At 72.3% G+C, this 26969-nt stretch carries 26 protein-coding genes; 18 read left to right on the top strand and 8 right to left on the bottom strand.

Going from position 1 to position 26969, the window contains the following annotated elements; all coding sequences use genetic code 11:
* Positions 1 to 440 precede the first annotated feature (440 nt).
* Together ACWJ6R_RS07560 and ACWJ6R_RS07555 are read right to left on the bottom strand one after the other, a co-directional pair.
* On the bottom strand, positions 441 to 704 hold the full coding sequence (locus ACWJ6R_RS07560) for a hypothetical protein (protein WP_449061499.1): 264 nt from the start codon (positions 702 to 704) through the stop codon (positions 441 to 443).
* A gap of 14 nt (positions 705 to 718) precedes the next feature.
* Positions 719 to 841: a hypothetical protein gene (locus tag ACWJ6R_RS07555; RefSeq protein WP_449061498.1), complete on the bottom strand. Its 123-nt coding sequence runs from the start codon at positions 839 to 841 to the stop codon at positions 719 to 721.
* 145 nt (positions 842 to 986) lie between these two features.
* On the opposite strand from ACWJ6R_RS07555, the gene ACWJ6R_RS07550 reads away from it, so the two are divergent.
* Positions 987 to 1991, top strand: a complete 1005-nt coding sequence (locus tag ACWJ6R_RS07550) for an NAD-dependent epimerase/dehydratase family protein (protein WP_449061497.1) — start codon at positions 987 to 989, stop codon at positions 1989 to 1991.
* 1 nt (position 1992) lies between these two features.
* On the opposite strand, the gene ACWJ6R_RS07545 is transcribed toward ACWJ6R_RS07550, so the two are convergent.
* Together ACWJ6R_RS07545 and ACWJ6R_RS07540 are read right to left on the bottom strand one after the other, a co-directional pair.
* Complete coding sequence (locus ACWJ6R_RS07545; protein WP_449061496.1) at positions 1993 to 2496, bottom strand: DUF732 domain-containing protein; 504 nt, start codon at positions 2494 to 2496, stop codon at positions 1993 to 1995.
* 244 nt (positions 2497 to 2740) lie between these two features.
* Positions 2741 to 3784, bottom strand: coding sequence for a hypothetical protein (locus ACWJ6R_RS07540; RefSeq protein ID WP_449061495.1), 1044 nt, complete (start codon positions 3782 to 3784; stop codon positions 2741 to 2743).
* A 794-nt stretch (positions 3785 to 4578) separates the two neighbouring features.
* Here ACWJ6R_RS07540 and ACWJ6R_RS07535 point away from each other — a divergent pair.
* The 10 genes from ACWJ6R_RS07535 to ACWJ6R_RS07490 all read left to right on the top strand — a co-directional run bounded on the left by ACWJ6R_RS07535 (position 4579) and on the right by ACWJ6R_RS07490 (position 14829).
* Positions 4579 to 4944, top strand: coding sequence for a hypothetical protein (locus ACWJ6R_RS07535; RefSeq protein WP_449061494.1), 366 nt, complete (start codon positions 4579 to 4581; stop codon positions 4942 to 4944).
* 380 nt (positions 4945 to 5324) lie between these two features.
* Complete coding sequence (locus ACWJ6R_RS07530) at positions 5325 to 5486, top strand: hypothetical protein (protein WP_449061493.1); 162 nt, start codon at positions 5325 to 5327, stop codon at positions 5484 to 5486.
* A gap of 396 nt (positions 5487 to 5882) precedes the next feature.
* Positions 5883 to 7127 (top strand): methyltransferase, FxLD system, encoded by a 1245-nt coding sequence (fxlM, locus tag ACWJ6R_RS07525; RefSeq protein ID WP_449061492.1) that lies wholly within the window; start codon positions 5883 to 5885, stop codon positions 7125 to 7127.
* Between the two features lie 58 nt (positions 7128 to 7185).
* Positions 7186 to 7371, top strand: coding sequence for an FxLD family lanthipeptide (locus ACWJ6R_RS07520; protein ID WP_449061491.1), 186 nt, complete (start codon positions 7186 to 7188; stop codon positions 7369 to 7371).
* Positions 7372 to 7451: 80 nt separating this feature from the next.
* Positions 7452 to 10532, top strand: coding sequence for a lantibiotic dehydratase (locus ACWJ6R_RS07515; RefSeq protein ID WP_449061490.1), 3081 nt, complete (start codon positions 7452 to 7454; stop codon positions 10530 to 10532).
* Complete coding sequence (locus ACWJ6R_RS07510) at positions 10529 to 11698, top strand: lanthionine synthetase C family protein (RefSeq protein WP_449061489.1); 1170 nt, start codon at positions 10529 to 10531, stop codon at positions 11696 to 11698. Before ACWJ6R_RS07515 ends, ACWJ6R_RS07510 begins: the two co-directional genes overlap by 4 nt.
* On the top strand, positions 11680 to 12555 hold the full coding sequence (locus ACWJ6R_RS07505; protein WP_449061488.1) for a thiopeptide-type bacteriocin biosynthesis protein: 876 nt from the start codon (positions 11680 to 11682) through the stop codon (positions 12553 to 12555). The genes ACWJ6R_RS07510 and ACWJ6R_RS07505 overlap by 19 nt, the downstream gene beginning before the upstream one ends.
* 92 nt (positions 12556 to 12647) lie before the next feature.
* The gene (locus tag ACWJ6R_RS07500) at positions 12648 to 13796 is read left to right on the top strand and encodes a hypothetical protein (protein WP_449061487.1); all 1149 of its coding nucleotides are present in this window, start codon (positions 12648 to 12650) and stop codon (positions 13794 to 13796) included.
* A 41-nt stretch (positions 13797 to 13837) separates the two neighbouring features.
* A complete protein-coding gene (locus tag ACWJ6R_RS07495; protein ID WP_449061486.1) occupies positions 13838 to 14152 on the top strand; it encodes a hypothetical protein in 315 nt (104 codons plus the stop codon).
* Positions 14131 to 14829: a 3'-5' exonuclease gene (locus ACWJ6R_RS07490; RefSeq protein ID WP_449061485.1), complete on the top strand. Its 699-nt coding sequence runs from the start codon at positions 14131 to 14133 to the stop codon at positions 14827 to 14829. The genes ACWJ6R_RS07495 and ACWJ6R_RS07490 overlap by 22 nt, the downstream gene beginning before the upstream one ends.
* An 87-nt stretch (positions 14830 to 14916) precedes the next feature.
* On the opposite strand, the gene ACWJ6R_RS07485 is transcribed toward ACWJ6R_RS07490, so the two are convergent.
* Positions 14917 to 15336 (bottom strand): NUDIX domain-containing protein, encoded by a 420-nt coding sequence (locus ACWJ6R_RS07485; protein ID WP_449061484.1) that lies wholly within the window; start codon positions 15334 to 15336, stop codon positions 14917 to 14919.
* Between the two features lie 296 nt (positions 15337 to 15632).
* On the opposite strand from ACWJ6R_RS07485, the gene ACWJ6R_RS07480 reads away from it, so the two are divergent.
* From ACWJ6R_RS07480 to ACWJ6R_RS07460, 5 genes are all read left to right on the top strand, one after another.
* Positions 15633 to 15908, top strand: coding sequence for a hypothetical protein (locus ACWJ6R_RS07480; RefSeq protein ID WP_449061483.1), 276 nt, complete (start codon positions 15633 to 15635; stop codon positions 15906 to 15908).
* Between the two features lie 245 nt (positions 15909 to 16153).
* On the top strand, positions 16154 to 18076 hold the full coding sequence (locus ACWJ6R_RS07475; protein ID WP_449061482.1) for an ATP-binding cassette domain-containing protein: 1923 nt from the start codon (positions 16154 to 16156) through the stop codon (positions 18074 to 18076).
* Positions 18073 to 18768, top strand: a complete 696-nt coding sequence (locus ACWJ6R_RS07470; protein ID WP_449061481.1) for an SAM-dependent methyltransferase — start codon at positions 18073 to 18075, stop codon at positions 18766 to 18768. The genes ACWJ6R_RS07475 and ACWJ6R_RS07470 overlap by 4 nt, the downstream gene beginning before the upstream one ends.
* Positions 18769 to 18895: 127 nt before the next feature.
* Positions 18896 to 19921, top strand: a complete 1026-nt coding sequence (locus tag ACWJ6R_RS07465) for an MFS transporter (RefSeq protein WP_449061480.1) — start codon at positions 18896 to 18898, stop codon at positions 19919 to 19921.
* On the top strand, positions 19884 to 20168 hold the full coding sequence (locus ACWJ6R_RS07460) for a hypothetical protein (RefSeq protein WP_449061479.1): 285 nt from the start codon (positions 19884 to 19886) through the stop codon (positions 20166 to 20168). The genes ACWJ6R_RS07465 and ACWJ6R_RS07460 overlap by 38 nt, the downstream gene beginning before the upstream one ends.
* A 161-nt stretch (positions 20169 to 20329) precedes the next feature.
* Here ACWJ6R_RS07460 and ACWJ6R_RS07455 read toward each other — a convergent pair whose 3' ends face one another.
* A complete protein-coding gene (locus tag ACWJ6R_RS07455) occupies positions 20330 to 21223 on the bottom strand; it encodes a phosphotransferase family protein (RefSeq protein ID WP_449061478.1) in 894 nt (297 codons plus the stop codon).
* A 314-nt stretch (positions 21224 to 21537) separates the two neighbouring features.
* Between ACWJ6R_RS07455 and ACWJ6R_RS07450 the strand changes: the two genes are divergently transcribed.
* Positions 21538 to 22065 (top strand): NUDIX hydrolase, encoded by a 528-nt coding sequence (locus ACWJ6R_RS07450; protein WP_449061477.1) that lies wholly within the window; start codon positions 21538 to 21540, stop codon positions 22063 to 22065.
* Positions 22066 to 22344: 279 nt separating this feature from the next.
* Here the strand turns inward: ACWJ6R_RS07450 and ACWJ6R_RS07445 are convergent, their stop codons facing one another.
* Together ACWJ6R_RS07445 and ACWJ6R_RS07440 are read right to left on the bottom strand one after the other, a co-directional pair.
* Positions 22345 to 22731, bottom strand: a complete 387-nt coding sequence (locus ACWJ6R_RS07445; RefSeq protein ID WP_449061476.1) for a hypothetical protein — start codon at positions 22729 to 22731, stop codon at positions 22345 to 22347.
* On the bottom strand, positions 22728 to 23933 hold the full coding sequence (locus ACWJ6R_RS07440) for a recombinase family protein (protein WP_449061475.1): 1206 nt from the start codon (positions 23931 to 23933) through the stop codon (positions 22728 to 22730). Before ACWJ6R_RS07440 ends, ACWJ6R_RS07445 begins: the two co-directional genes overlap by 4 nt.
* Positions 23934 to 24419: 486 nt before the next feature.
* On the opposite strand from ACWJ6R_RS07440, the gene pglW reads away from it, so the two are divergent.
* Positions 24420 to 26969: BREX system serine/threonine kinase PglW (pglW, locus tag ACWJ6R_RS07435; RefSeq protein WP_449061474.1), on the top strand; the 2550-nt coding region annotated here is incomplete at its 3' end.

Raw genomic sequence — 26969 nt, 5'->3', positions numbered from 1 at the left:
TCAGCGCGCTCGCGGCCGGCCGCCAACCCGCGGCTCTTGCCGCTGGCGGCGAGGCGGACGCGGTCGCGGTCGCTGAGGCGGGGCGCGCACAGTTCCCAAGTCCGGGCGGCCGTCAGTACGGCATGCCCAGCTTGGCCCACGGGGGGACCAAGTGGCGATATGTGGTTGTCCAGCGCGGCAATGCCGGGCATGCCCGGTTCCGACACGCCGAACCCGGGCATGACTGGCAGAGCCTGGGGCCCATCGTTTATCGTGGCTCCAGACGTCAGGACACCGGCCAGGCACGCGAAAGCGCTCCAGCCGACACGAGCCGGGCCGGATGTCTACTGGGGAAGGTCCTCGCGCATGAGCTTTGGTCGGCGATAGCGCGGGGGCCTTCTTGCATTTACGCGTTTGTCGTGCAGGTTCTCCTTCCGGGAGCCGTGCGGCTCGCCCGAGGTCTACGCGGACAGGCTGAGCTGATCCATCGGCTTCTGCTCCACAGGGTTGGCCTGCGGGTCAGCCTCAACGAGGATCACCAGGTACTGGGCGATCCGTACGCCGCGCACGGCAGCGCCACGGCGAGCGCGCGCGTATACATCCAGACGCACCCGGCCTTGCAGGAGCTTGCCCTTACCGGAGCCGAGGGCAGTGCGGGGCCGGCAGATCAGCATCGTGTCTGCCGTGTCGTCAGCCACCACGTCGGCCTCGACCAGGATTTCCAAGTACCGGGCGACGCTTACTCCGCGGGCAGCGCGCCGCGGTGCGCGCGGGCATGGATCTCCGGAGGGACGAACCCCTGAAGGATCTTGTCGCCCTCGTCGCTGTTCGCGCGGCGGGTACGTCCCGGGATAGCAGCCATGCGGAGCATCATTGCGCACTCAGTTATGCATATGCCACTACTAGCGCCGGGCGTGTCGCACATCGTTGCGTGGAGTTGATCTTCTTCCGATGTCGCGTACGGCTCAGGGCTCGTCATCGCCGCAGGCATAAGCCAAGATCGGGGCATGCGGATTCTCCTCCTCGGCGGCGCAGTCTTCCTCGGACGCGCCCTGACCGACGACGCTCTCCAGCGCGGCCACGACCTCACCGCGTTCAACCGCGGACGGTCCGGACCCGACCTGCCGGGCGTGACCGTGATCCGCGGGGACCGCACCAGCAGCGAGGACCTGGAGGTGCTCGCCGAGCGCGGCCCGTGGGACGCGGTGATCGACACCAGCGGCATGACCACGACCCTGGTAGAGGACTCCGCCCGCGCGCTGGTCAACAGCGTCGGCCGGTACGTCCTCATCTCCACCGTGAACGTCTACAAGGGCTGGCCGGTCCACCCGCTCGACGACTCCTCCCCCGTCCGCGAATACACGCCGGTCGGCCCGCCCGGCGAGTCCGACGCCGACGAGTACGGCCGGCTGAAGGCCGGCGCGGAGCTGGCCGTCACCACCACGTACGGCCAGCGGGCGACCTTGCTGCGGCCCGGCGTGATCCTCGGCCCGCACGAGAACGTCGGCCGACTGCCGTGGTGGCTGAAGCGCATCGAGGAGGGCGGCCGGGTCCTGGCCCCGGGCGCCCCGGACTGGCCGATTCAGCCGATCGACGTCCGCGACGTCGCCGCCTTCGCCCTGGACGCTGTCGAGCAGGATCACGCCGGCTCCTACAACCTGACCGCCCCGATCGACAGCAGCACGTTCGGCGAACTGCTCGACCTGTGCCAGGAGGTGGCCGGGGTCAAGGCCGACCTGGAATGGGTGCCGGACGCGTTCCTGCGCGCCCAGGGCGTCCCCGAGTGGGTCGGGCTGCCGCTGTGGCGGGACTACCCGGGCACCTGGCACATGGATGCCGTCCGCGCCCGGAACGCGGGCCTGACGTGCCGGCCGCTGGCTGCGACCGTCGCCGACACCTGGGAGTGGGTGCGCGGCGGCATCGCTCTGGAGGGGGAGCGGTTCGCCGAGCTCGGCATCTCCCGGGAGCGGGAGGCGGAGATCCTGACCGCGTGGGACGCCCACCGCGGCTAGATCAGGCGCGCATCCAGATGCCGCACCCCTCGCTCGTGAACCCCTCGCCCCGCTGGACGGTGACCCGCACGCCGCGGGGCGCGTTCCTCACGAAGTCGTTGGCGATCGTGGACCCTCCGCCGGTCGAGCGCTCCCAGTAGCAGTCGGTGACGCTGCCCGGCGTCGTGCGGTAGGTGCCCGCCTTGATGTCCTTGCCGACCTCATAGGTGCCGTCCGTGAAGCCTCCCTGAGCCTTGCGCCAGACCGGTAGGTACTTCGGGCACAGGTGGGTGATGGCGGCTTTGAAAGCGTCCGGGTCCCCGGCGCCGCTGGTGGTCTCCTCGATGAGCGCCTGGACGGTCGGCGGACCGATGAAGTCACCGACGTAGTCGTCCTCTCCGGATTCCCGGCCGCAGATCTGGTGCCCTTCGGTGAGGAGGTCGGGGTCGAAGGTGATCGTGCCAGAGGCATCGGGCTCGTTGCCGCGCTCCTTGAGATAGGCGATCTCCTGCTCGGTGAGGGTCACCTCGCTCGGTTCGGGTGTGGGGGTAGGGGTGGGGGTGGTCCACGCCGGGGAAGCGGCTGGGGGCGGGACAGCGGCCTGAGTGGTGGAGCAGCCTGCGACGGTGAGGGCAACCGCGACGGCGAGGGAGAATCTCCGCATATTAACTCCGCGTCAGGGGAACATTGCGGAGAGTGGACGCCGTTCGTTGTGATCTGGTTGGCTGGCCACCCTCTATGCCCTGCCGTGTCCCGGCCCCCGCCGACGCCTACGAAGCTCCACCCGGCGGGAGCGCCTGCACCGCGGAGCGGGCCGCGAACCCCACGAGAGCATCCTGCAACTCCCGGGTGGCCCGGGTCTGCTGCACGCTGCCCAGCGGCGTCTTCATCACCCCGAGCCGGTACATGACGGGGAAGGTCCGCATGTTCTCCGGGAGCGCGAGCACGGGCCGAAGCGCCTCGTGGGCGCCCGGCACGTCGCCCCGCAGCAGCATGGCCGTGGCGATGTCCAGGATGATCGTCGCTTGGATGATCGGGGACTGCTGCTCTGCGGGGAGGGCGCGGGCGACCGCCAGGGCCTGCTCGGCGTGGGTGAGGATCATGTGCGTGAACCGGTGCAGCGCCGCCGGATCCAACGTGGCGTACTGCCCTTCCACGAGCTGGAGGAGCGCGGTGGAGACGCACCGCTCCTCCCGCGCCTGGTCCCAGGTGAACACGCCGCCGATGGCGGACAGGTCGTCCGGGCCGCTGCCGACGGAGGCCCGCGCGTCCTGGGCGTCGCGCACCGCCCGCAGCGTCTCCTCAGAGTTCCCGAGGTGGGACCAGGTCCGGGCTTTGATGGAGTTCAGCCGGGCGGCCGCCACACCTGTCGGCCGGTGCTCCTCTCCGCGGCGGACCGCGACCAGGGCGTCGTTCGGACGGTCGTTCCAGTAGTTCGACGTGGCTTGGATGCCCCGGGCCCAGACGGCGAGGTCGGTGTGGCCGATCGTGTTGGCGTGCGCCCACGCGGCGCGGGCGTGCTCGCCGGCCATCCGCGGTTCGCCGAGGTCGATGCACGCCTCCGCCAGCAACGCGCACAGCACGCTGTTCAGCACGCCCAGCTCGCGGAGCTGGTCCGGCTGCCGGGTCTGCCCGATCTTCTCCTCGACCTGATCCCGTAAGCCGGTGATCCGTGGGAAGGCCTTGGCTGGTGGCGTCTGCAAGTAGGTGCGGGCCAGGTGCGCCACATCATCCTGTAGCGCTTCGAGGGTGGACGGGCCGAGCATCGCCTCGGCTTGCTCGGCGGAGTTCCGAGAGTTTTCAGCAGCAGACATCATCAGCTCTTGCAGGGTAGGTGAGCCGGGCCGGTGATCAGCCCGGGGCGGGCGTTGAGGTCGCGTGGTCCACACGACGCTCATGGAGTGAGACAGGTCGAGCACGTCAGGGTCACTGGGCTCGACCGTCGCGGACGGTGCTTGCTGGAGAAGCTGCTCGACTGGCGCGCCGAACAGCTTCCGTAAGATCCGCCGGGCGTCCGGCAACGGAGCCGTTCGGACGTTGCCGGCCAACCACCTCATGTATTGACGCTCAGTGACGGTCATTCCACCCAGGCCGATATCCCGGGCCGCTGCCTCATAAGCGGCGACGAAGGCGCGGTAACTCAGCAGGCCGCGATCGCGGGCTAACTGCCTGAGAAGGGTCTCCGGCTGCTCAATCATCGACGGAACCGGCCTTTCCGGCGCAGCGGGTGCTGTCGATCGCAGAGTAAGCGGGGGCCGTAGGTCGCGGAAGGTCTTCGCGTCACATGTCAGCCATGTCTGCCGCCAGGTCAGCCCCGTGTCATGACATGGCGCCGCCGTGTCGAAGAAGTCACCGACCGCGACATTCCCATGTCATCGCGCTACCCCACAAGATCGGAACACGCCAGTCCCTACCCCCGAAGGGGCCCCCGGATGACCGCGCAACCCACGACCTCCAGCCCTCCGCCCCACGGCTACGGCATGTGCACGCCGCTGGGACACCCGAGCGAGGGCGCCACGACGGTGTGGGTGAGTGACGGCAGCGTGACCTTCTACGGACCCCACGGAGGGGTCCTCTCACAGACGTTCACCGGCAGGCGGATGCGGTGATGGTGAACACGCCGGCGGAGCAGATGGCCCACCGGATCGCCGCGGCGCTGCGGGACGAGCACGACATTTTCGCGGACGTGCACCCGCTCGCCTCCGGCCACGTCCAGCTCTCGATATGGCACGGCCTGGTCGCCCGGACGGACGGCCGGAGCATCTGGTGGACCGCCCCCGCGGCAGCCATCCCGGGCAGGGGCCGGCCACTGCTCGTCCTGACCTTCACCCCTCGGAGCGCAGCCGCGCGGCTCGCTCAGCACCGTGCCGCACTCCGGGCCGACATCGTGGCACGCGTCCGCGCGGGCACCGCGGGCACCATCGCCGACTTCTACCTGGGGGTGATGATCACCCATGCCGCCGCGCCCGTATGACGCCGCCAACGCCGCCAGAGCTCTGGAGCTCCAGTTCCTCACGCAGGGCCGCTGGGTGGTGATGTGGGGCCCCTGGCGCCGACGCTTCACCGCCTGGTACCTCGGCCACCCCAACGTCTGCCCCACGGTCGAGGACCGCACCCCCGAAGGCCTGTTGGATCGCATGGTCCGGGCCGAAGACGACCTCTGGCAGGCGCTCGCGCTCCCCACGGCGCACACCCGGCCGCCCACACCCATCAGGCCGGTGACGGGAGCCTGCCAGATCACACCCCGCGGCCTCGGCGGCGGTGACCACGCGGCGAAGGGGAGCGCAGTCCCCCAGCGCCGACGCAGGTCCCACCGGGGCCGCGGGCAAGCCTCATCCGTTTCCACTGATCACCATGCTGGAGCCTGACATGCCCGAGAACGACGTCCCCACGCCCTCGGCCGACGACCCCGCCGGCGAGCCCTCCACCAAGAAGGCTCCCCTGCCGTTGTCTGCGCATCAGATCCTCGGCGCAATGCCGGGCTTCGCCGGGATCCCCCCGCAGGCCGATCGGTGATCACCCGCCGGAGCTTCCTCACCCTCCAGTGGATACGCAGGCGCCTCCGGCAGAAGTCCGCGGCGGCCCGGCTCGTACACCGGTGGAACCTGCTGCCGGAAGACCTCACCACGGCGGCCGACCGGCTCGGCGTCCCGGGCCCTCCATGAGCCGGCGCGGCAGCGCGGGAACCCATTCGCCTCCTGCGCTGTCGCGCCGATCCACCCCCTGCGGGCACCGGGAGCCCGCAGGGCGCACAACGGCCGGACGGCACCAGGGCATGGAGCCGTCGAACCACGGCCGCCGGGTGCCTCCGGCAGGCGATTGCCCATCGGAGGCACCCGGACCGCCTGAGGTATCTATGCTCGCGGCTCTGGCCGATCGCGTGACCGCACCTACGACCGAAGGAACCCGCAGATGACCATGGAAACGAACGCCGACGTCACCCCCTCCGCCGAGCTGCTGCGCGAGGCCCTCGTCCAGCAGCTCCGCAAGCAGGGGATGATCGTCAGCGACCGGGTCGCTGACGCCTTCTCCACGGTGGAGCGGCACCGGTTCGTGCCAGAGGAAACACCACTGGAGGTCGCGTACAACGCGAACGACGCGGTGGCGACCAAGCGGGACGAACACGGGGCGATCATCTCCTCGGTCTCCGCGCCGTTCATCCAGGCCCAGATGATCGAGCAGGCCGGACTCAAACCCGGCATGAGCGTTCTGGAGATCGGCAGCGGCGGCTACAACGCCGCGCTCCTGGCCGAGGTCGTCGGCACCAAGGGCCGCGTCATCAGCATGGACATCGACCCGGAGGTGACCGATAGGGCCAGCGCCCTGCTGGACGCGGCCGGATACGGCAGCCGGGTGGAGGTCGTGCTGGCCGACGCCGAGCACGGCGTGCCCGCCTCCGAGCCGTTCGACGCGATCGTGGTCACCGTGGGGGTCTGGGACATTCCCCCGGCGTGGCTGGAGCAGCTCACTCCGGACGGCCGCCTGGTCGTACCGCTGCGCATGAACGGGATCACCCGCTCGATCGGGTTCCGCTGGGAGGGCGACCACCTGGTGAGCACCTCAGCCGAGGTGTGCGGTTTTGTCGCGGTCCAGGGGGACGGCGAGCACCCCGACCGGATCTTCCAGCTCCCTGATGGCCATGGCCGCCACATCAGTCTGCGGTTCGACACCGGCGCCCCGGAGGACCCGGCCCTGCTGAACGGGGTGCTGGCGACCGAACGCACGACCGTGTGGTCCGGCGTCACGACCAAGCACGGCGTCTCGTTCGCCGACCTGCACCTGTGGTTCGCGTCCTTCCTGCCCGGCTTCTGCCGGGTCGCCGCCGACGACGGCACCGACCTGGCCGCCGAGCGCGGCACCTGGTTCCCCTACGGGGTCGTACACAAGGACGCGTTCGCCTACCTGGCGGTGCGCCCGGCCTTGGAGGGCCGCGGCGCGGAGTTCGGGGCGGCCGCCTACGGGCCGCCGGCCTCCGCGCAGGAGGCGGCAACCGCGATGGTCGAGCAGATCCAGGCATGGAACCGCCTCGCCCGCACGAGTTCCCCCACGTTCGCCTTCTGGCCGAACAGCAGCGACCACACCCGGATCCCGAAGGACACGGTCGTTCTTCCCAAGGCCCACGGCCTGGTCACGATCTCCTGGCCTGCGATGAGCTGACCGCCACGCGAGCCAGGCGCACCACACCCAACCCCCCAAGTGAGGAGTGTGATCGGCAATGGCACCACTGACCCTCGACCCCACGGTCAAGGACCCCACCGTCGGCGACGACGAGTTCGTGCTGGACATGCAGGTGGTGGAGTCCACCACCCCGCTCGTGATCATGATGTGCGACACGAGTGACGGCTGCGGCCAGTCGTGCAGCACCACCGCGTGCACCACCAGCTCGCTCGACCCGTCCTGACCCACCCCGTACCGCCGGCGCCTTCACCTCGGGCGCCGGCGGTACGGCTTCCGGCTCGGGGGACAAGGAGGTGCACCACCATGATCACGTTCACGCGCTACCAGCACACCGGCCTGGTCCTGGTACGCGCAACGACAGACCCCGGCGGCCTGGAACCGCCGACGCACCTGGACCTGTCCGACCCGGCCGTGACCGATCGGGACGGCCGGGAATGGCTAGCGGCGGTGTGGTCGCGCAGAGAAGTCCGTGAGGCCTTGCAGATGGCCAGCCCCGCCCTCGCGGCGCGAACCGCCGAGCTCCTGGACTCCGGCACCGCATCGGTCAAGGACCTGCGCCGCGCCATCACATCCGTGAGCTCCTACCTGCTGCGCTGGCAGCGCCGCGCCACCCCGTTCGGCCTGTTCGCCGGAGTCGCCGCCGCGACCATCGGGCCCGCGGCGGCGAAGGTAGGCACCGATCACCGCGTCCTGGCCCGCGCGGACGCCGAATGGGTGCAGGAGCTGGTTGACCGGCTCGAATCGCATCCGGGCCTGCGCCCGGCCCTGACGGTGGTGGCCGACAGTACCGCGATCGTCCGCGACGGCCGTCTCATCGTGGCCCGGCAGGCGGAGATCGGCGCCCGCACGCCGGGGCCGCCCCGGGAGGTCTCCACCCGCCACACCCGGCCCGTGCAGGTCGCGATGGCCGCCGCCGCCGCGCCGATCCGCTTCGACGCCCTGGCCGCCCACCTGGCCGCACACTTTCCCGCCGCCGCGCCGGAGAAGATCTCCGGCCTGCTGCACGCGCTGGTTGACCAGCGCATCCTGATCACGAGCCTGCGCCCGCCGATGACGGCCGCTGACCCCCTGACCCACCTGATCAGTGCGCTGCGCGCGGCCGGAACCACCCACGTGAGTGACGTCGCGGCGGTCCTAGCCGAGCTGGAGGACATCAGCGCCCGCTTGACCCGCCACAACACCAGCCCCGACCCGCAGCAGGCCGTACGGCTTCGGACCTCGGCCGCCGAGCAGATGACCGCGCTGGTCCCCGGCACCGGGCCGGTCCTGGCCGCCGATGTCCTGCTGGACGCCCGCGTCAGCATCCCCGAGCGGGTGCTGGAAGAGGCCGCGCTCGCCGCCGGGGTCCTGCTGCGCATCGGCACCAAGCCCTTCGGGACGGCGGCGTGGCTGGACTACCACGCCCGGTTCCGCGCCCGCTACGGGCCCGGCGCCCTGGTGCCGGTGCGGGAACTGGTCGCCGACTCCGGGCTCGGCTACCCCGGCGGGTACCTCGGGGCGCCGCGGGCCCGGCCCGCCTGGCGGACGTTGACGGAGCGCGATACCACCATGCTGGCGCTGATCCAGCGGGCTGCCCTGAACGGCGCGCAGGAGATCGCCCTGACCGACGCCGACGTGCAGGCGCTGACCGTGGGCGATCACGGCGACATGGTGCCGCCGCAGCGCATCGAGTTCGGCGCCGCCCTGCATGCCGCTTCCACCGCGGCGATCGACGCCGGACAGTTCGAGCTGTGGGTCACCGCCTCACCCCGCGCGTACACGAGCATGGCCGGACGGTTCGCGCCGCTGCTCGACGGCGCCGACCGCGACCGGTTGACCGCCTCCTACGCCGCCGCCGGCGACGATGACGCGGTGGTGGTGCAGGTGTCGTTCCCTCCCCGGCGCCCGCACAACGCCAACGTCACCCGCGTCCCCCGGCTCGTCCCTGCGGTGGTGTCCCTGGCCGAGCACCCGGACGGCGACGGGCAGATGGTCGGTGTGGACGACCTGGCGGTCACCGCGGATGCCGCCCACATGTACCTGGTGCAGCGCTCCACCGGGCGGCGGGTCATCCCCCGGATCCCGCACGCGCTGGACACCGCGGTCCAGAGCCCGCCGTTGGCGCGGTTCATCGCCGAGGTCGCCGACGCCCGCAGCGCGGTGTTCGGCCCGCTCGACTTCGGGGCCGCCCGCGTCCTGCCGTACATCCCGCGCATCCGCTACCGGCGCACCGTCTTGGCCGCTGCCCGCTGGACTCCCACCAGCAGCGACCTGCCGACCTCCCCTACCGGCCAGGACTGGGAGAGCGTGCTCGGGGCCTGGCGGGACCGGTGGCAGGTGCCAGCGCGGGTCGTATTGTGCGCCGGGGAGCTGCGCCTGCCCCTCGACCTGGACCAGCCGCTCGATCGTGCTCTGCTGCGGGCACGGCTGGAGCGCACCGGCCGAATCGAGCTGACCGAGGACGGCGGGCAGGCCGGGCAGGGATGGATCGGGCGGCCGGCCGAGCTGCTGATCCCGATGACGCTGGTATCCCCGCCGCCGCGGCGCTTGCCGGTGATGGCGGCACCGGGCGCGCTCCTTCGGCCCGGGGCTTCCCCGCTGGTGCACGCGCAGCTCGTCGGCAACCCGGCGCGGTTCGACGAGCTCCTCACCCGCCGCCTGCCCGCCTTCGCCGCCGGTCTCGACGGCCTGGTGCAGCGCTGGTGGGTGTCTCGGTACCGGAACATGGTCCGCCCGGAAGCCGATCAATATCTCGCGGTGACCCTGCGGTTGGCCGACCCCGCCCTATACGGGCCGGTCGCGGAGCGGCTGGCCGCCTTCGCCGCCGACCTGCACGCACGTGGCCTGCCCGCGCACCTGACCTTGGCGTCTTTGCCGCAGCATCCCGCCCGCTACGGCGACGGCCCGGCTCTGGAGGCGGCCGAGCAGGTGTTCGCCGCCGACACGGCCGCCGCCGTCGCCCAGCTGGCCATGGCCGAAGCCTCCGGGTTGCCCGCCCAGGCGCTGGCCGCCGCCTCGATGGCACACCTGGCCGCGCACTTCACCACCGATCCCGTATCCGGGTACCGGGCGCTGCTCGACTGCCTGCCCCAGCAGACCGGGCCGCTGGAACGCGCCCTGCGCGACCACGTCCTTCACCTGGCCGCCCCGGGCGAGGAGTTCCCGGCGGTGCGGGCCCTATCCAGCGGTGATGCCGTGGCGGCCGCGTGGCAGGTCCGGCAGGCGGCGCTGGCCGCCTACCATCACGTCCTGGCCGCCCAGCGTGACCCGGCCACCGTGCTGCGCACTCTGCTGCACGAACACCACGTGCGCGCGGTCGGGGTCGATCCCGAAACGGAGAAGGTGACCGGCCGCCTGGCACGTGCCGCAGCGCTGCGCGCCCTGGCCCTGGCCGGTGCCCTGTGACCGGCACGGCCACCGGCCCAGTGGTGCTCACCGCCCAGGAGACGGCCCGGCAATCCCTGGCGGCCGGGATGGCCGGAACGGCGCTCCTGCCCATCGAGCGCGCCCTGGCCGGGACCGGCGACTGGGCCAGCGCGCACGCCCGTATCCGGCAGGCGACGGCCGGCCCGGTCGATGCCGCCGCGCACGCCGGCCTGTACTACGGGGTGCCCGCCCTCGCGTTCGTGCTGCACGCCGCGACCTCCGGCGGGCACCCCGGCTACCGGTCGGCGGCCGAAACCCTGGACGAGCACGTGCACCGCCTGACCCGGCGGCGCCTGACGGCCGCCACCGGCCGGATGCGAAACGCTGAACCGGCGACGTTCCGCGAGTACGACCTGTTCTACGGGTTGGCCGGGCTCGGAGCCCTGTTGCTGCTCCGGGCGCCCGGCAGCGACACGCTCGCCGACGTCTTGGACTACGTCGTCCGGCTGACCGAGCCGCGCCGCGACGAGCTGCCGGGCTGGTGGGTGGAGCACAACCCTGACCCGATCCGGCCGACCCCGGGCGGGCACGCGAACTCCGGCATGGCGCACGGCGCGGCCGGGCTGCTCGCTCTGCTCGCCCTCGCCCTGCGCCGCGGCTGCGTGGTCGGCGGCCACCGCCAGGCGATCGAGCACCTGTGCGCGTGGTTCGACCGGTGGGAACAGGAGTCGATGGACGGTCCGTGGTGGCCGGAGTGGGTCACCCGGCAGGAAATCCGCGCTGGCCGTCCCGCCCAGCCTGGCCCCGGGCGGCCGTCGTGGTGCTACGGGGCGCTCAGCATCGCCCGCGCCCAGCAGCTCGCCGCCCTGGCCACCGGCGACCACGCGCGGCGCACGACCGCCGAGGAGGCCCTGGCCGCGTGCCTGACCGGCCAGCAGCTCGCCCGCATCACCGATGCGGGTCTGTGCCACGGCATGGCCGGGGTGTATCAGACCGCCTACCGGGCCGCCCGCGACGCCCAGGGCCCCGCGATCAGCCGGCGGCTCCCCGCGGTGGCCGCCGCACTCGCCCAGCACGCCCAGGCCGCCCCAGACGGTGAGGCCGGGCTGCTGACCGGGACGGCCGGGGTGGGCCTGGCATTGGAGACCGTACGGCGCAGCGCGCCGCCGCACTCGGGATGGGACGCATGCCTACTGATCACCTGACCACCGCCCCGCCGCACGAGCTCGCCGCCGGAGTGCTCGCCGTCCTGGCGGGCGCAGACCCGGTGGCCACCGCCACGGACCTCGGCATCAACCGCGCGGATCTCGATGACGCCGTGGAGGTGTACCAGGCCGCCGGGCTCGCCGCGCTGGAGCAGCGCGCCGAACGGGAGTGCTACCAGGTGCGGGTCGAGTTCGCCGACTGGAACACCGCGGAGACAACCGGCGCCCGGCTGCTCGGGCCACGCCTGAACCAGCTCCAATCGGCCGGGGCCGTGGCCGGGTGGTGGTTCCTGCGCAAGCATCCCTGCTGGCGACTGCGGCTGCACGGCGCGGACACCGCAGCGGTGGACCAGGTGCTCGATAAGCTGATTGCCTCCGGCCTGCTCACCCGCTGGTGGCCGACCGTGTACGAGCCGGAGACCGCGGCCTTCGGCGGACCTGCCGCCATGGACATCGCCCATGCCCTGTTCTGCGCCGACAGCCGCGGCGTGCTGGACTACGCGCGGCAGAAGACGTCGGGCCTGGGCCGCCGCGAGCTGTCCGTCCTGCTGATCAACACCCTGCTGGGCGCGGCCGGGCTGGACTTCTTCGAGCGCGGCGACGTCTTCGCCCGGGTGGCGAAGATCCGACCCGCGCCCTCGGCCGCCGACCACGCCCGCCTCACCGACCTGGTGGGCGGCCTGCGCACCCTCCTGTCCGTCCCCGCGACCGGCAGCGCCCTGTTCACGCCCGGCGGACCGGTCGCGTTCGCCGCACCCTGGCTCACCGCATTCGAGACGGCCGGCCTCCGGCTCGGCGAGGCGGCGGCCGCGGGCGCTTGGACCGCGGGGTGCGCGCCCTCCTGGTCCACGTCGTGATCTTCCACTGGAACCGGTTCGGCCTGTCCGCCGCCACCCAAGGCGTCCTCGCCCGCGCGGCGAGCACCGCCGTCCTCCCGAGGAGCTGACCTGTGGACACCACCACGTTGCACGCCGCCGTGCGCCGCTTCCCGCTGCTCGGCCGGCCCCGGCCCGCCTGCCCGGCGCTGGCCGCCCGGGTCACGGAGATCGGCGAACTCGCCGAACTCGCCGCCACCCCCGGCCTACCGGAGGCGGAGGTGATGGCCGAGGCCGCGCACGCGCTCAACAAGGCCGCGCTGCTGGCCAGCGACTGCGGCCTGCCCGATCTCGCCCGCAACCTGTGCTGGCAGCACATCAACGTCTACCGGGCGGTCGAGCCTCCGCTGACCGTCTCGCAGGCCCGGTACATGCTGGAGCCCGCCCTCAACCTCGCCCGCCTGCAGATCCGCGCCGAGGCCGGGGAGCGGGCGCTGCGGCTGATGGAGACGATGTATCAAGCCGTCACCGCCGGGACCGACCTGGTCGTCGACGGACGCACACTGCCGCTGGCCGCCCTCACCGGCACACGGCAGGAGCAGCACAAACTCCGCGAATGGGTCTGGTTGCAGTACCTCGCTGACGGGATCCGCGCTCTGGCGCTCGCGGGGCGCTGGGACGAGGCGGTCGCGCACGCCACCGCGAACAAGGGCATCGGCCTGCACCTCATGGAGGGCCGCCAAGCGATGATCATCTCTCACTGCCTGAGCGGGGCGCTGCTGGCGGCGCGCGCGGTGCTGGAGGCGAGCACGGTGACGGAGCCGTGGGAGCGGCAGGTCGCGGCCTGCCTGGCGGTGATGTGCGCGGAGAAGAACAGCGTGTCGATCGGTCGGGACATCACGGTGATGGTGGACGGCTTCCTCGGGCAGGCGCCGGTGGCGGTTCCGGGGTATGCCGTCTTCCGGGCCCGGCTCGGGCTGACCGTGGCGACCCTCGCCGGTGACACGGATGCGGAAACGGCCGGTCGCGTCCTCGCGCAGGCCGCCGTGGAGGTGGTCGAGGCCGAGGACGGGTATGCCGCACGCGAGGTGCTCGGCTACCGCAGCCCTGTGACGGGGCTGACCGCCGTGCAGCGCAAGGCGTTGTCGACGGTGGTGACCGCCTCCGGTCTGGGTGTCGGGACGATGCCGGAGCCTGCGCTTGCCTCTCTCGTCGGGGCGGCGCGGATCGCGAAGGACGCGTTGGCCGCGTCGATGCTACGGCCAGAAGCCCTCACCACCTGAAAGCGGTGAGGACTTCATGACGTCTTCCCGCCGTCGCTACCGTGACGGAGCAGCGGCCCCGGTCCGGGGAGGAGCCCAACGGCTACAGCCCGCTGTGGTCCATCACCTGGCCCGAACCCCGCGTGTTCGCCCGCCGCCTGGCCGATGCTGGAGTGCCCAACAGCGTCGGCACGTTCGGGCTGTGCGCCGCCCCACTCCACCCGGCCTGCCGACTGCTGGACCCGGCGCCCTGCCCGGCCGCCGCCGACCGGCTGCTCGCCGTGGTGGCGGGCGCCAAGGACACCGAAGCCGATCTGCACGCCTACACGCGGATCATCCAGAAAGAGGCCCTGGCATGGACCGAGCAGAGCACCTGACCCCGCCGCCGGTCGGGGCGGGGCTGGCCGCCGATCCGGATTTCGCCCGCCACACCTACCTGGTCATCGACTTCGAGGCGCTGACCCCGGCCGGTCGCCCGCCGGTGCCGACCGAGGTCGCGGCCCTGGCGTTGGAGGCCAAGAACGGCGAACTGGTGGAGGTCTGGCGGTTTCAGGCGCTGATCCGGCCGCCGCGCGAGGTGCCGGTGACCGACTTCGACGTGCGCCAGACCGGCATCACCGCCGCCATGCTGGCGCAGGCGGCCGGACCCGAGCACGTCATGGCCGCCCTGGACGCCCTGCTGACCGCGCCGCCGTACCGGCTCATCGCCCACCACGCCGCGACCGAAGCGGGGCTGATCGCCCACCAGGGCGCGTACTGCCCGGCGCTGGCGGCCGTTCCGCTGCTGGACACCGTCCGCCTGGCCCGCCTCATCTACCCGGAGCTGTCCTCCCACAGTCTGGACGCGCTGCTGCGCTACCTGCGCATCCCGATCCCGGCCGACCGGCACCGGGCGATGCCCGACGTGGAGGCCACCGCGCAGGTGCTGCGGCGCATGCTGGCCGAGAACACCACCGCGCGCCGGTGGACCACCCTGCACGCGATGGACGCCGCCGCCGGCCTGCCGCCCAAGCGGCTGCCCGCCGCCGAAGGCGCCCAGGAAGGACTCTTCTGACCCCGCCGCCCTCACCCGCGGGAGGCCTCCCCCCTCGGAGGCGGGCCGCCCGCGGGTGAGGGCGGCGGGGATCGGGACGGGCACCCCCTACTGCGGGAGGACCACGTGACCGGAGGCGATCAGCTCGAGCACCTCCTTGGCCTGCATCCGCGAGTCCTCGGCGACGGCGTCGGCCTCACCGAGCCCGCTGCGGGAGAACCAGCGCACCCGGTGGTCGGCCTCCTGCACCGGCGTACCGTCCGCGGCCCAGGCCAGGAACACGTTGTCGACGTGGACGTGCGGAACGGCGGTGTGATTGTCGGGTCCGGCGTTCATCTCCACGATCCACCAGGGCGCCGCCACCGCGGTGTGCGGGAACCCTGCGGGCAGCGCGACGGCCGGCGCAGGGATCAGCTGCGTCGCCAGCCCGGTCTCCTCACGGATCTCCCGAAGTGCGGCCTCGGCCGGGTGCTCCTCGGCCTCCACATGCCGCCGGCGGCCATCCACTCCTCCATCCGCGGATGCCACACCAACGCGATCTCCACCTCCCCGCCCTCGGCGCGGCGCAGCACGAACGCGCTCGCGGTGGCCTCTTTGATCATCTACGCGCCCTCCTTCGTCCCGGCTCGCACCCCTCGCTTGAGGCCCACCGGCCTCAAGCGCCCGAGCCTGGCACACCGCTCCCCGGCCCGGACGGCAATACGGCAAAACCGGTGATCCCTGCTTGCCCTGTCTGCCTGCGTTCCGCATCGAGCACGAGCCCAGATGGCACTGCGGGAACCATCACCCCGGCCACCTCCGGCACGGCCCCGACCGCTGACGGCATGGACCTGCGCGACAGTGCCGTCCTGGTTACCTTCCCGCCAACCGCCCCACTCGGTGACGGCCGGACCGCGCACCTGCTGCTGTGCGACCCCACCGCGGTCGACCCCGACCGCCTGTCGGCCCGGCTCACCGACCGACAACCGCACCCAGGACGACTGGTGCGCCTGGAAATTGACACGCCCGTGCATGCCGTGTTCCTGGCCGCGGAGAACACCTCGAGCAGCGGCGCAGCAACCGGCCCGGTTCACAAGAGCCGACCTCGTCCGGTGGCGTAACTGTCGGTGGCATCTGGGATCGTCACGGAAAGCTCACAAGCGAAAGCCGTCCGTCACATCAGTGGGAGGTGGTGCGCCACGTACATCGGCCGGGCACCGCCAGGACGTCGGCCTCTTCCCTCCGCCGGCTCCGGCCCCGCGCCAGGCACCACACGCTTCCAGCTTCTCCCCTCGATCAGGACACTTCGCCCCGGCCGCCGAGCCGGCACGCGAGGTGTCCCCGGCCTTGAACAGGAGCCGCCGACGTGGCTGACCAGACCGCCGTCACCGACACCGACGCCACCCCCCGACCGCACAGCGAAGAGCTGGAGTTCGTCTACAACGCCGACGACAGCGCCGAGCTGGCCCGGCACCTGACCTGGCGCAGCTTGATCAGCCGCCTGCCCAAACTGGTACGCCGCTCCTTCGCCCTGGCCTGGGCCGTGGACCGGCGCTCGACGATCGCCCTGCTGGCCTGCCAGGTGATCTCCGGTCTGCTGGAGGCACTCGGCCTGTTCGCCACCACCACGGCGCTGGCCGCACTGATCCAGTCCGCCAGCGATCCCGCGCACCTGACCGCGGCCCTGCCGTCCGTGCTGACGTTGGCCGCAACAGCCGGGCTGCGCGCGATCCTGGGCATCGCAATCCAGGGGTTGTCGAACCGGCTGGGGCCGCGGATCGCCCGGGAGGCCGAATACCGCATGCTCCATGCGGCCACCGGCGCGGAGATGGCCGCCTACGACCACCCCGGATTCGACGACCGCTACGACAAGGCCGACCGGGGCGTCGAGGTCAGCCGGGACATGATCGGCGAGTCGCAGAACCTGGTCTCCTCGGCGGCCACGCTGATCGCCGCGGCCGTGGTCGTCGCCGCGCTGGCGCCGGTCCTGCTGCCGCTGCTGGTGCTGACCGCCCTGCCGCAGGCGCTGGCATCCGTCGCGGGTGAGCGCGTCACCTACCTGGCGACGCTGCGCACGTTCCGCGACCAGCGGATGCTGAACATGCTGCGCTGGTACCTGTCCCACAAGGACCAGGCCGACCAGATCCGCACCGACACCCTGGCCTCCTACCTGCTGGACAAGTACCGGGCCAGCGGCGTCCGGGTGGACCGCACCGTCGACGAGGCCACCTGGCAGCACGCCAAGATCAGCCTGGTGGGCTCAGCCGTCAGCGGCCTGGCCGCCGCCCTGATGTGGGCCGGGGTGATGGTGCTGCTGGGCACCGGGCACATCGGCGCGGCCGCCGCCGGCACGCTGGTGTTCGCGCTGCGCTCGGCCTCCGGCGGCCTGCACGGCATCGTCGGCTACGGCGCCGACCTGATGCGCACCGGCCGCTACATGGACGACTGGGAGTCCTTCATCGACGAGGCCGCCGGGCAGCGCCTGGACCGCGGCGCCCTCACCCCGGACCGGCCCCGGCAGGTCGCCCTGCACCAGGTCACCTACCGCTACCCCGAAGCCGAGTCCGACACCTTGCGCGAGGTGGACTTCGAGGTCCGCCAGGGCGAGATCGTCGCCGTGGTCGGCGAGAACGGCTCCGGCAAGACCACCCTGATGAAGCTTTTGTGCGGCCTCAACCTGCCCACGGCCGGGGTGGTCACCTGGGACGGGATCAGCACCCGGGATCTGGACCCGCACGCGCTGTGGAAGGAGTGCGCGGTCGTACCGCAGGAGTTCGCCCGCTGGCCGATGACCGCCCGGGAGAACATCACCCTCGGCCAGCCCCAACCGGACGGGGATGCGGCCGTGCACCGCGCGGCGGCCGCCAGCGGCGCCGACGCGGTGATCACGGTGCTGCGCAGCGGCCTGGGCACGCTGCTGGCGCGGGAATGGTGGAACGGCCAAGCCCTGTCCTCGGGCCAGTGGCAGCGCATCGCGGTCGCCCGCGCGATCCATCGCGACGCCGGTCTGCTGGTGATGGACGAACCCACCTCCGACCTGGACGCGCGCGCCGAGCACCTGATCTTCACCGGGCTGCGCGCGCTCGCGAAAGACCGGGCGGTCGTGCTGGTCACCCACAACCTGGCCAACACCGCGGTCGCCGACCGGATCGTCGTCATGGAGGGCGGGCGCGTCACCGCGCAGGGGACGTTCACCGAGCTGACGGCCCGGCCGGGGCTGTTTCGCGACCTGTGGCTCCTGCAGCAAGATCGCATGACGCCCGCAGCGCAGGAGGACGCGGCGCGATGAGTGAACCTCGAGTGGCCAACGGCCGAGCGTGGGACCGCTACGGCCGCCACCACCTGGCCCAGAGGACGGCCGTCCCGGTTCCGGACACCATCGCCTGGGGCTTCGGCAACCCCGGGCCCGGCACCGCGGTACTCGGGCCGCTGGCCGGCCGCCGGGTGCTGGAGCTGGGCTGCGGCACCGGCCGCTACGCCGCCCACCTGGCCCGCGACCATCACGCCCGCGTCACCGGCGTCGAAAGCTCACCCTCGCAGTACGAGCGCGCCGTCGCCGCCTACGGCACGCTCCCCGGGTTGACGCTGGTGCACGCCGACGCCGTCGACTACCTGCAGCATGCCGGGGACTTCGACGTGATCGTCAGCGTGCACGGGGCGCTCTGCTTCACCTCACCGGATCTCCTGCTTCCAGCCGTCTTCGCGGCGCTGCGGCCGGGCGGCCTGCTGGTGGCCTCGGTGCTGCACACCAACGACCTCGGCGACGGACCGTCACAGGTGGTGGAGCCGTCACCGCAGCGGCTGCGGCTCGGCGGCGGTGAACTGGAGACGGTGTACCGGTGGGTGCTCGCACCCCGGCTGTGGCGGTGCCTGCTCGCCGAGCACGGCTTCACCGGCATCGTCATCGACCGCCTCGACAGCCAGACCGACGGCGACCCGACCTCCTGCTGTCTGATCCGCGCCACCCGGGAGCCGCGATGACCGCACCCACCACCGCCACGGCCGCGGCGGACCACCGGCCGGTGTGGTCGCCGCACGGCCCCGCTGGGTCGGCCACCGTCCTTGTAGCCCGCTGGCGCGGTGCGGCGCTCCGGTCGTGGAGGAGAGCGTGATCCCCCGGCGTCTGGCCGGTTCGGTGGAGTTGCTGCGCAGCAACGCGCCCTACCGCCGCTACGCCGCGGCCCGCCTGTCGTCGACCTTGGGCACGACGGTGGCCCCGCTCGGGCTGGCCTTCGCGGTGATCGAGGGAGGGGGCGGCGCCGGAGCTCTCAGCGGTGTCCTGCTGGCCGAACTCCTGGCGTTCCTCGCGGTGACACCGGTGGCCGGGGTGCTGGCCGACCGGCTGCCGCGCAAGAGGATCATCATCGCGGCGCAGGTCGCCAACGCCTGCCTGCAGACGGTGGCGGCGGTGCTGGTGGCCACCGGGACCGCCACGGTGGCGGCGCTGGCCGGACTGGGAGTGATCGCGGGCGCCACCGCGGCCTGTTTCCAGCCGGCGATGAAGAGCGTGCTGGCCGCCCTGGTGGCCCCCGAGGCGCTGGTCGAGGCGAACGCCCTGATCCAGATCGGCAGCAATCTGGTCGCCATCGGCGGGCCTGCCCTGGCCGGGCTCGTGATCGCGGTCGGCGGGGCGCACTGGGTGCTGGCCTGGGACGCTTTCACGTATGCCGTCGCCGCCGTGGTGTTTCGCACGCTATGGCTTCCTCCCGCAGGCCGTGCACGGCGGCGGCCGCGGTTCTGGACGGACCTGACCGAGGGCTGGACGGCGTTCACCGGCCGCCGCTGGCTGTGGGTGCTCACCATGTTGAGCATGGTCACCTCGGCGTGCTGGGCCGCCCTGACGGTGCTGGGGCCGATCTACACCGTGCGGTATCTGGACGGCGCCATCAGCTGGGGGCTGATCAACTCCTCGATCGGGATCGGACTGATCACCGGCTCGGTGACCGCGCTGCTGCTGCGCCGGCCGGGTCGGCGTCGTCGTCTGCGCGGCCGCGATCCCCGAAGGGCTGCTGCTGGTGGCTCTGGCCGCCGGGGCGCCGCTGCCGGTGATCGCGGCGGCCGCCGGGGCGACCGGCGCCGCCGGGACGATCCAGCTCGTGACCTGGACGAGTTTCCTCCAGCGGACGATCCCTGACGTTCAACTGAGCCGGATCCTCGCCACCACGGCGGCGCTCAGCACCCTGCTCACGCCGGTCAGCTACGCCCTCGCCGGCCCGTTGTCGGAGCTGGCCGGGGTGCGGCCGGTGCTGTGGGGCTGCGCCGCCCTGGCCCTGAGCGGGGCCGCCGTCGCCGCCTGCGTCCGCGACGTGCGGCACGCGACCCCCGGCTCCGGCCCGGCCCTGGCCTCGCCCCCGTCCCCCCGTCCGGTTCCCCTCGATTAAGACCTGATCGTTTCAGGTACCGCGACCGTGACCGTGATGAGCCAGAACGCGCAGTACAGGGCGGGCCGGCCGCCTGCGGGCCCGGCTCCCCGTCTACGCCCCGCCGAGCGGCTGGGCGTAGACCGGGGTGGCGCCGTCTCAGCGCACTGCGGTGGGTGAGGTCATGACCAGCGGCGTTGAAGCCAGCCGATCGTCGCCCGCCGGGAGTACTCGCGGCGGTCGCGCAGATGCGGGGCGTGCGCCAGTCCCGGAAGGGCGGCCGTGTGGGTCCAGTAACTGGCCAGCGCGACAAGGAACCCGTCGACCTGCCCGGGGTCGGCGGCTCGGCCGACCGGGTGAGCGGCGAAGACCTCTGCGGGGTCGGCGTCGCCGAGATCGGACTGCAGCAGCAGGCAGACCAGGTCGCTCCAGGCCGGGCCGGTGCAGGCGCGTCCCCAGTCGACCAGCTGCGCGGCGCCGCCGGGGCTGATGAGGATGTTGTCGAAGCGGGGATCGAAGTGCAGGAGCGTCGCGCCGACCGCGAGCTCGGCCCATGTCGCCTCCACCGCGGCGAGCCGAGACAGATGGCCGCGCTCCCACGCGCCGATGTTGTCGACGGTGAGCCCGTCCCAGACGCCGTGGCCTTCCAGCGCCCGCCACGTCTCACACCGTCCGGCCATCCGCCCGGCCAGCGTCGGCAGGCCGCCGATCGGTGACGGTGTCAGCTCCCGGGCGCACACAGCCAGCGCTTCCAGCGCGGCGGCCAGCTCGCCGGGCCGCCACGGTTCGTGCGGCAGGTCGCCGGGCGCCAGGTCGAAGCAGAGCAGCAGCCATCCGGCTTGCTCGCAGGTGAATCGCAGCCGGGGCGTGGGCACCGTGTTCGGTAACGCCGCCGCGACGACCGCCTCGGTCCGGTAGTCGTGCGCGTTGGCCGTATCGTCGGTGACGGCCTTGATGAACACCTGCTCGCCGGTGGACAGCGTGGCGACACCGAGAACGCCGAAGGAGAACCCGCCCGGGCGCTCCTCGAAGCTCTGCACGGCAGCGCCCAGCCGGTGGTCGACGTCCTGTCTCACGACGTCCGGCAACTCGATCCAAGGGCGCCGCTGGGTCCTCATATGCTCCAGCCAACCAGGAGCTTCCGGCCGGCAGCCAGCCATTTACGGAGGGGCATGAAGGCCGCTCGGTGAGCTCCGACGGCGTACCCGGTGCTGCGACGAGATTCCCGGAGGCTGCGGGACTCCATCACCGCTCATCGCGGTTCCGGTGTCGCCACCGCCGCTCATGAGCGACGGCTTCCCCCTCGGCGAACCAGCTCGGGTGATCGCCGCCACCGAGGGTGATCCACCGCCCTTGGGCGCTGCCGATGACGCGGGGAAGACTCTCGACCATGAGTGCCCCCGTTCCTTTCTCCCGGGTGAAGATCCGCGTCGGCGCCGTGGTCTTCTGCGGCGGCGATGTCGCCCTGATCCGCCGTGACCGGCCGACCGGTCCGCACTACACCCTGCCGGGCGGCAACGTCGAGACCGGAGAGGACCTGCTCGGCGCGCTGCGGCGCGAACTCGCCGAGGAACTGCGCCTGAAGGCGGGCCAGGCCACCGAACCCAAGCTGTGCTGGATCCAGGACCAGATGGTCACCCGGCCCGGCCCCACCCCGCCGCCCCGAAAACTCCACCTGATCTTCCGATGCCACCTCTTCCCGGGCGTGCGAGCCACGCTCGCCACCGTCGAGTACGACGAGGTGCCCGGCGGCGGCCACGAGCCTGGCGCCATCGAATGGGTCGACTACCGCACCACCGCCGAGCTGCCGCTGTTCCCACTGGTCGGCGGAGTGCTGTCGGCGCTGCCCCACCCGCAGGCACCTGTCGGGAACCCGTGGCTGGCGCCGATCACCGACGCCACCTACACCTGGGTCTGACCGGCAACCGCCTGCCCGCGGATCCGCGGGCAGGCGGTTGCCGGTGCGGGTGTGCGGTGGCCAAGACCGCCAAGGGGGGTTTCCGCGCCGCTGGTCGTGCCCGAGTGCGAAGCTGCGCATCGGTCATCACCGCATGCCCGGCAAGTGAGCCCGAGACGACCGGCTCCATCCCCGCACCGGCCCTGTACCAGACCGTCCGCGTCATCACCCTCGACGAACACGACCGCGTCCTGTCGCTGTGCTACGACGGAGTTCGACCGCCCCGCCAGGACGACATCGTCAGCGATCTGAGCCTTGACCCAGCGCGGCCTGCGCGTCAGCGACACGGACGTTGCACGCCTGCGCGATGTCGGCCCAGGAGACCCCGTCTGCGCGCAGGGTCTGCACCGCGTGGCGCAGCGCCGTGTCGTAGCGCAGGCGCGCCGCGGCGAGCTCGTCGAGTGCGGCGGACTGCGGGCGCACCTGCACGGGCGGGACCTCGAGGGCGCCCAGATGCAAGGTCAGCGCCTGTCGCGCGCTGGCCTGGAGGTCACGCAGGGTACGGCCGTGCACGACGATGCCATGGTCATCGGCTCGCGTGATCCACCGTCGTTCCCGCCGGACGGCCGACACCACGACGACGCTCTCGTCGGTCGCGAGCTCGTCGGCGCGTTCGTCGCCGGTCACGCGCCCGCTCCCAGGAGCGCGATGACCTCGTCGGCCACCGCAGCGGGCAGCTCTCCGCAGGGTAGAACGAGCCGGCGGCCGGCGGCCTCGTACAGGACATGGGTGTCGCTCTGCCGTACCGGCGTGAGCCGGACCCCCTGCTGGGCGGCGGCCGCGTTCACCCGCTCCCAGCCGGAGGTTCTCCGCTCCCGCAGGCGCGCGGTCACCAGCTGCGTCTCCCGCCACCCCTCCAGCGGCACGATCACCGGATGGGCCGGCTCGCGTGACCACACCCAGTCGGCGATGGGATTGCTCCGGCCGCGGTTCGTCCGGGCCGCCCGCCGGTTGAACACCTGATAACCGGTGTATTTGGGCTGGGCGAGCATCCGCTGGACCCGGGCCCGCCGCCACAGCACCTGCCCGTCCGCGAGCGGATGCCGGTCCAGGTCGGCGGCCAGGATCCGGGCGATCTCGCCGTCGCCGAGCTGCTCCTCCCGGCGCAGCCGGAACACCAACCGCACGGTGTCGGCGCGGCGCGGGTCGGGGTGCAGCGCCAATCTCATCTTGGGGCGGCCGCCGCCGAACCGGTTGGCGGCCGGAGGCGCATCGGGGTCCACCACGGCGATATAGCCGTAGCAGGGTGGGCCGTGCCGGTATCCGGTGGCGGCGTGCTGGCGCTGGCCGCGCATGGACTGCTCCATCAGCTCGTGCCGGTAGATCTCGGCCCGGACCTGCGCGGTGCGCCGCAACTCCAGTCTCCCGGTGGTCATGCCGCCGCGGGGCTCGTTGGCGCACTCCAGCGTCACCCCCCGGGAGGCCAGGTGACTCTCCACCTGAAGGCTGGGCAGCATGTCGCGGGCGACGCGACTGATGCGTTCGCACACCACCCGGTGGAGGTCACCGCGCTCGACCCATTCCAGCAGCTCGCGCAGCCCGCCGTCGCGGGGCACGGGCACGCCGAGGCGCGCGTAGTCTGCAGCCGAGACCTGGCTGCGCTCGTCCAGGCCGAGCATGCCCGACTCCACGTCCCAGAAGTGAGCGGTGAACGTCTCGCCGGGCGCCAGCAGTGCGGAGGCTTCGGCGAGCTGCCCGGCGATCGACGAGCGGGGATCTTGGTTGTCCTGGGTGGAGCAGCGGCCGAGGAACGCCGTCCTGGCCGGCCGCGTGCCGGCGGCGGCCTGGTAGCCGGGCAGGTCACTGAGGTCGATCGGGGCATCGAACATGGCCCATCCTTGGGTGGTCGAGGGGACGCCGAGGAGAGCCATCGCCTGATGATGGCTCCACCCCCACATGCGTGGGGAGCATCCCCGCGACGGCGGGGCCGAAGGCGGCCGAGGCAGCGGCCGCCGGTGATGTCTATGCACCACGCCCGGCATGCGGGGCGTGATCGCGAGCGGAACGAGCCTTACGGTGCCATGGGTGCCCCGCGCAGGCAAACGCCATAGGCATCCGGATCCTGGGTGACGGCACTTCAGGTACGGCCGGATGCTGTCACCGCCGCGGGCCAGCTGGTTCTTCTTCCCCAGGATCGTCTCGGAGATCTGCCGACGCCCTCGGGCAGGTGGATCGCAGCCGTCGCGGTCTGACCCTCCCCTGGTGTTCTTGGTCATCAGTGCACCAAACGTTATGACTCGCCTATAGCATCTGACCTTGGGTTCGGCTTTGGTTCAGCAGCCGGCGAGAGACAACGTCGACAGCGGAGTGGGCGCATGCTCGAAGGCCGGTGGGCCACCGTCACCGAGTCCGAGTTCGACCATGAGCATCGCGGCCTGGAGGCCATCCGCGAGCGACTCCCGGACGCCGAGCCGTGGCGGGCCTGGTCGAACTTCACCTTCACCGCGCACGCCGGTCACGTGCGGGAGGTCGACCTGCTGGTCGTCACCCCCGGCGGCGTGTGCATGGTCGAGCTCAAGGACTGGCGCGGCAGCCTCACCACCGAGAACGGCACCTGGGTGCAGACCACCCGCGACGGCCGCCGGATCCCCCACGGCAACCCGCTGCACCTGGTGAACAAGAAGGCCAAGGAGCTGGCCGCCCTGCTAGGGCAGTACGGCAAGCGCGTGTGGGTGTCGGCGGCGGTCTGCTTCACCGACTCCTCGCTCCGGGTGCGTCTGCCCGCCCACGACCAGAACGGCGTCCACACGGTCGACGAGCTCGTGGAGATGTTGCGGCGACCGGCGAGCGACGAGCGGCAGCGCATCACCGCGACCGACTCCCGGGAGATCAAGGCCGCGCTGGAGCGGGTGGGCATCCGCCGCAGCGACGCCGAGTACAAGGTCGGCCCCTACCTGCTGGAACGCAAATCCTTCGACACCGGCCCGACCTGGGCCGACTACCTGGCCCGCCACAGCGAACTGCCCGAACTGGCCCGGGTCCGCATCTACCTGCGCGAGCGCGGCTCAGACACCTCGATCCGCGCGTCGGTGGAGAACGCCGCCCGGCGCGAGGCCGCCGTGCTGCGCCGTTTCCGTCACCCCGGCGTCGTCCAGCTCAAGCAGTACGACCCGTCCGGGCACTCGGCCGGCCCCGCCCTGATCTTCGACTACCATCCGCACACCCTGCGCCTGGACGAGTACCTCGTCCAGTACGGCGACAAGCTCGACATCCTCGGCCGGATGGCCCTGGTCCGGCAGCTCGCCGAGACGATGCGCTCGGCCCACTCCAGCCGCATCCACCACCGTGCGCTGGCCGCCCGCTCCGTGCACGTGATCCCCCGCAACCGGGGCCGCGAGGGCAAGGCCATCGGGGAGGAGGCCTCCTGGCTCTCCCCGCACCTGCAGATCTCCGACTGGCAGATCGCCACGCAGCGCAGCGGCAGCGGACCGTCGCAGGGCATGACGCGGTTCGCGCCGACGGCCCTGTCGGCGATCCACCTGGCCGAGGGATCGGACCCCTACCTCGCGCCCGAGCTGACCGCGGTGAGCCCCGACCCGATCGCCCTCGACGTGTACGGGCTCGGCGTGCTCACCTACCTGCTGGCCACCGGTCGGGCCCCGGCGGCGAGCCAGGCCGAGCTGCTGGCCCGGCTGGAGGCCGGGGAGGGCCTGCGGCCCAGCGCGATCGTGGACGGATTGTCCGAAGACATCGACGAGCTGGTGCAGGCCGCGACCGCCTACCGGCCGGTGCAGCGGCTCGCCACGGTCGATGAGTTCCTGGAGATGCTGGAGTGCGTCGAGGACGCCCTGACCACCCCCGCCTCCGGCCCGGCCGACACCGGTCCGGCGCCGGTCCCGGCTTCGCAGGCTCCGCAGAAGGATCCCCTGGAGGCCGTCGCGGGTGACGTGCTGGCCGGCCGCTGGGAGGTACGGCGCCGCCTGGGCACCGGCTCGACGAGCCGCGCCTTCCTCGTCCGGGACCTGCACGCCGACCCGGCCGCCAAGGGTGCCCGTGCGCTCGCGGTGCTGAAGGTGGCCCTGTCCGACAGCCGCGGCGAGGTCCTGGCCCGCGAGGCCGAGGTCATGGGGCAGCTCCGGCCCGACTCGCGCATCATTCGGCTCCTCGAGCCGGAGCCGCTGACCGTCGGCGGACGTACGGTCCTCGTCTTGGAGTACGTCGGCGACGAACGCGACCCGGACGGCAGCGGCGAGCCTGCGGGCGGCACGCGCCGCCGCGAGGAGACCGTGGCGCGGCAGCTACGCGAGAGCGGCCGGCTCCAAGTCGACCAGCTGGAGGCGTACGGCGACTACCTGTTCGGCGCGGTCGACTTCCTGGAGGGCGAGGGCGTCTGGCACCGCGACATCAAGCCGGACAACATCGCGATCCGGGTGCGCCCCAATCGCACCCGTGAACTGGTGCTGATCGACTTCTCGCTGGCCGGATACCCGGTCCAGGAGACCGACGCCGGCACCGACGGCTACCTCGACCCGTTCATCGGGACGCTGACGCGTTCGGTCTACGACGCCCACGCCGAGCGGTACGCCCTCGCCGTCACCCTGCACGAGATGGCCTCCGGCGAGCTGCCCAAGTGGGGCGACGGGAAGGTCTCGCCCCGCCAGACCGACCCGGAGCAGTGGCCGGTCCCGGCGATCGCCGCCGACGCGTTCGACCCCGCGATCCGCGACGGGCTGGTGGCGTTCTTCCGCACGGCCCTCCACCGGGACGCCGCACGGCGTTTCAAGGACCTCAAGCCGATGCGGGACGCCTGGAAGAAGCTCTTCCTGGACATGGCGGAGACGACGCCGTCCGGCCCCCGCGCCTCCCGCCACCCCGCGCCCGCAGGGGCCGGGCCGGCGGACACGGAAGAGAGCGCCCCGGCGGAT

Source organism: Planomonospora algeriensis (assembly GCF_977012225.1).
The sequence above is the reverse complement of the archived record's forward strand: the minus strand, read 5'-3'. Positions and strand labels throughout refer to the sequence as shown.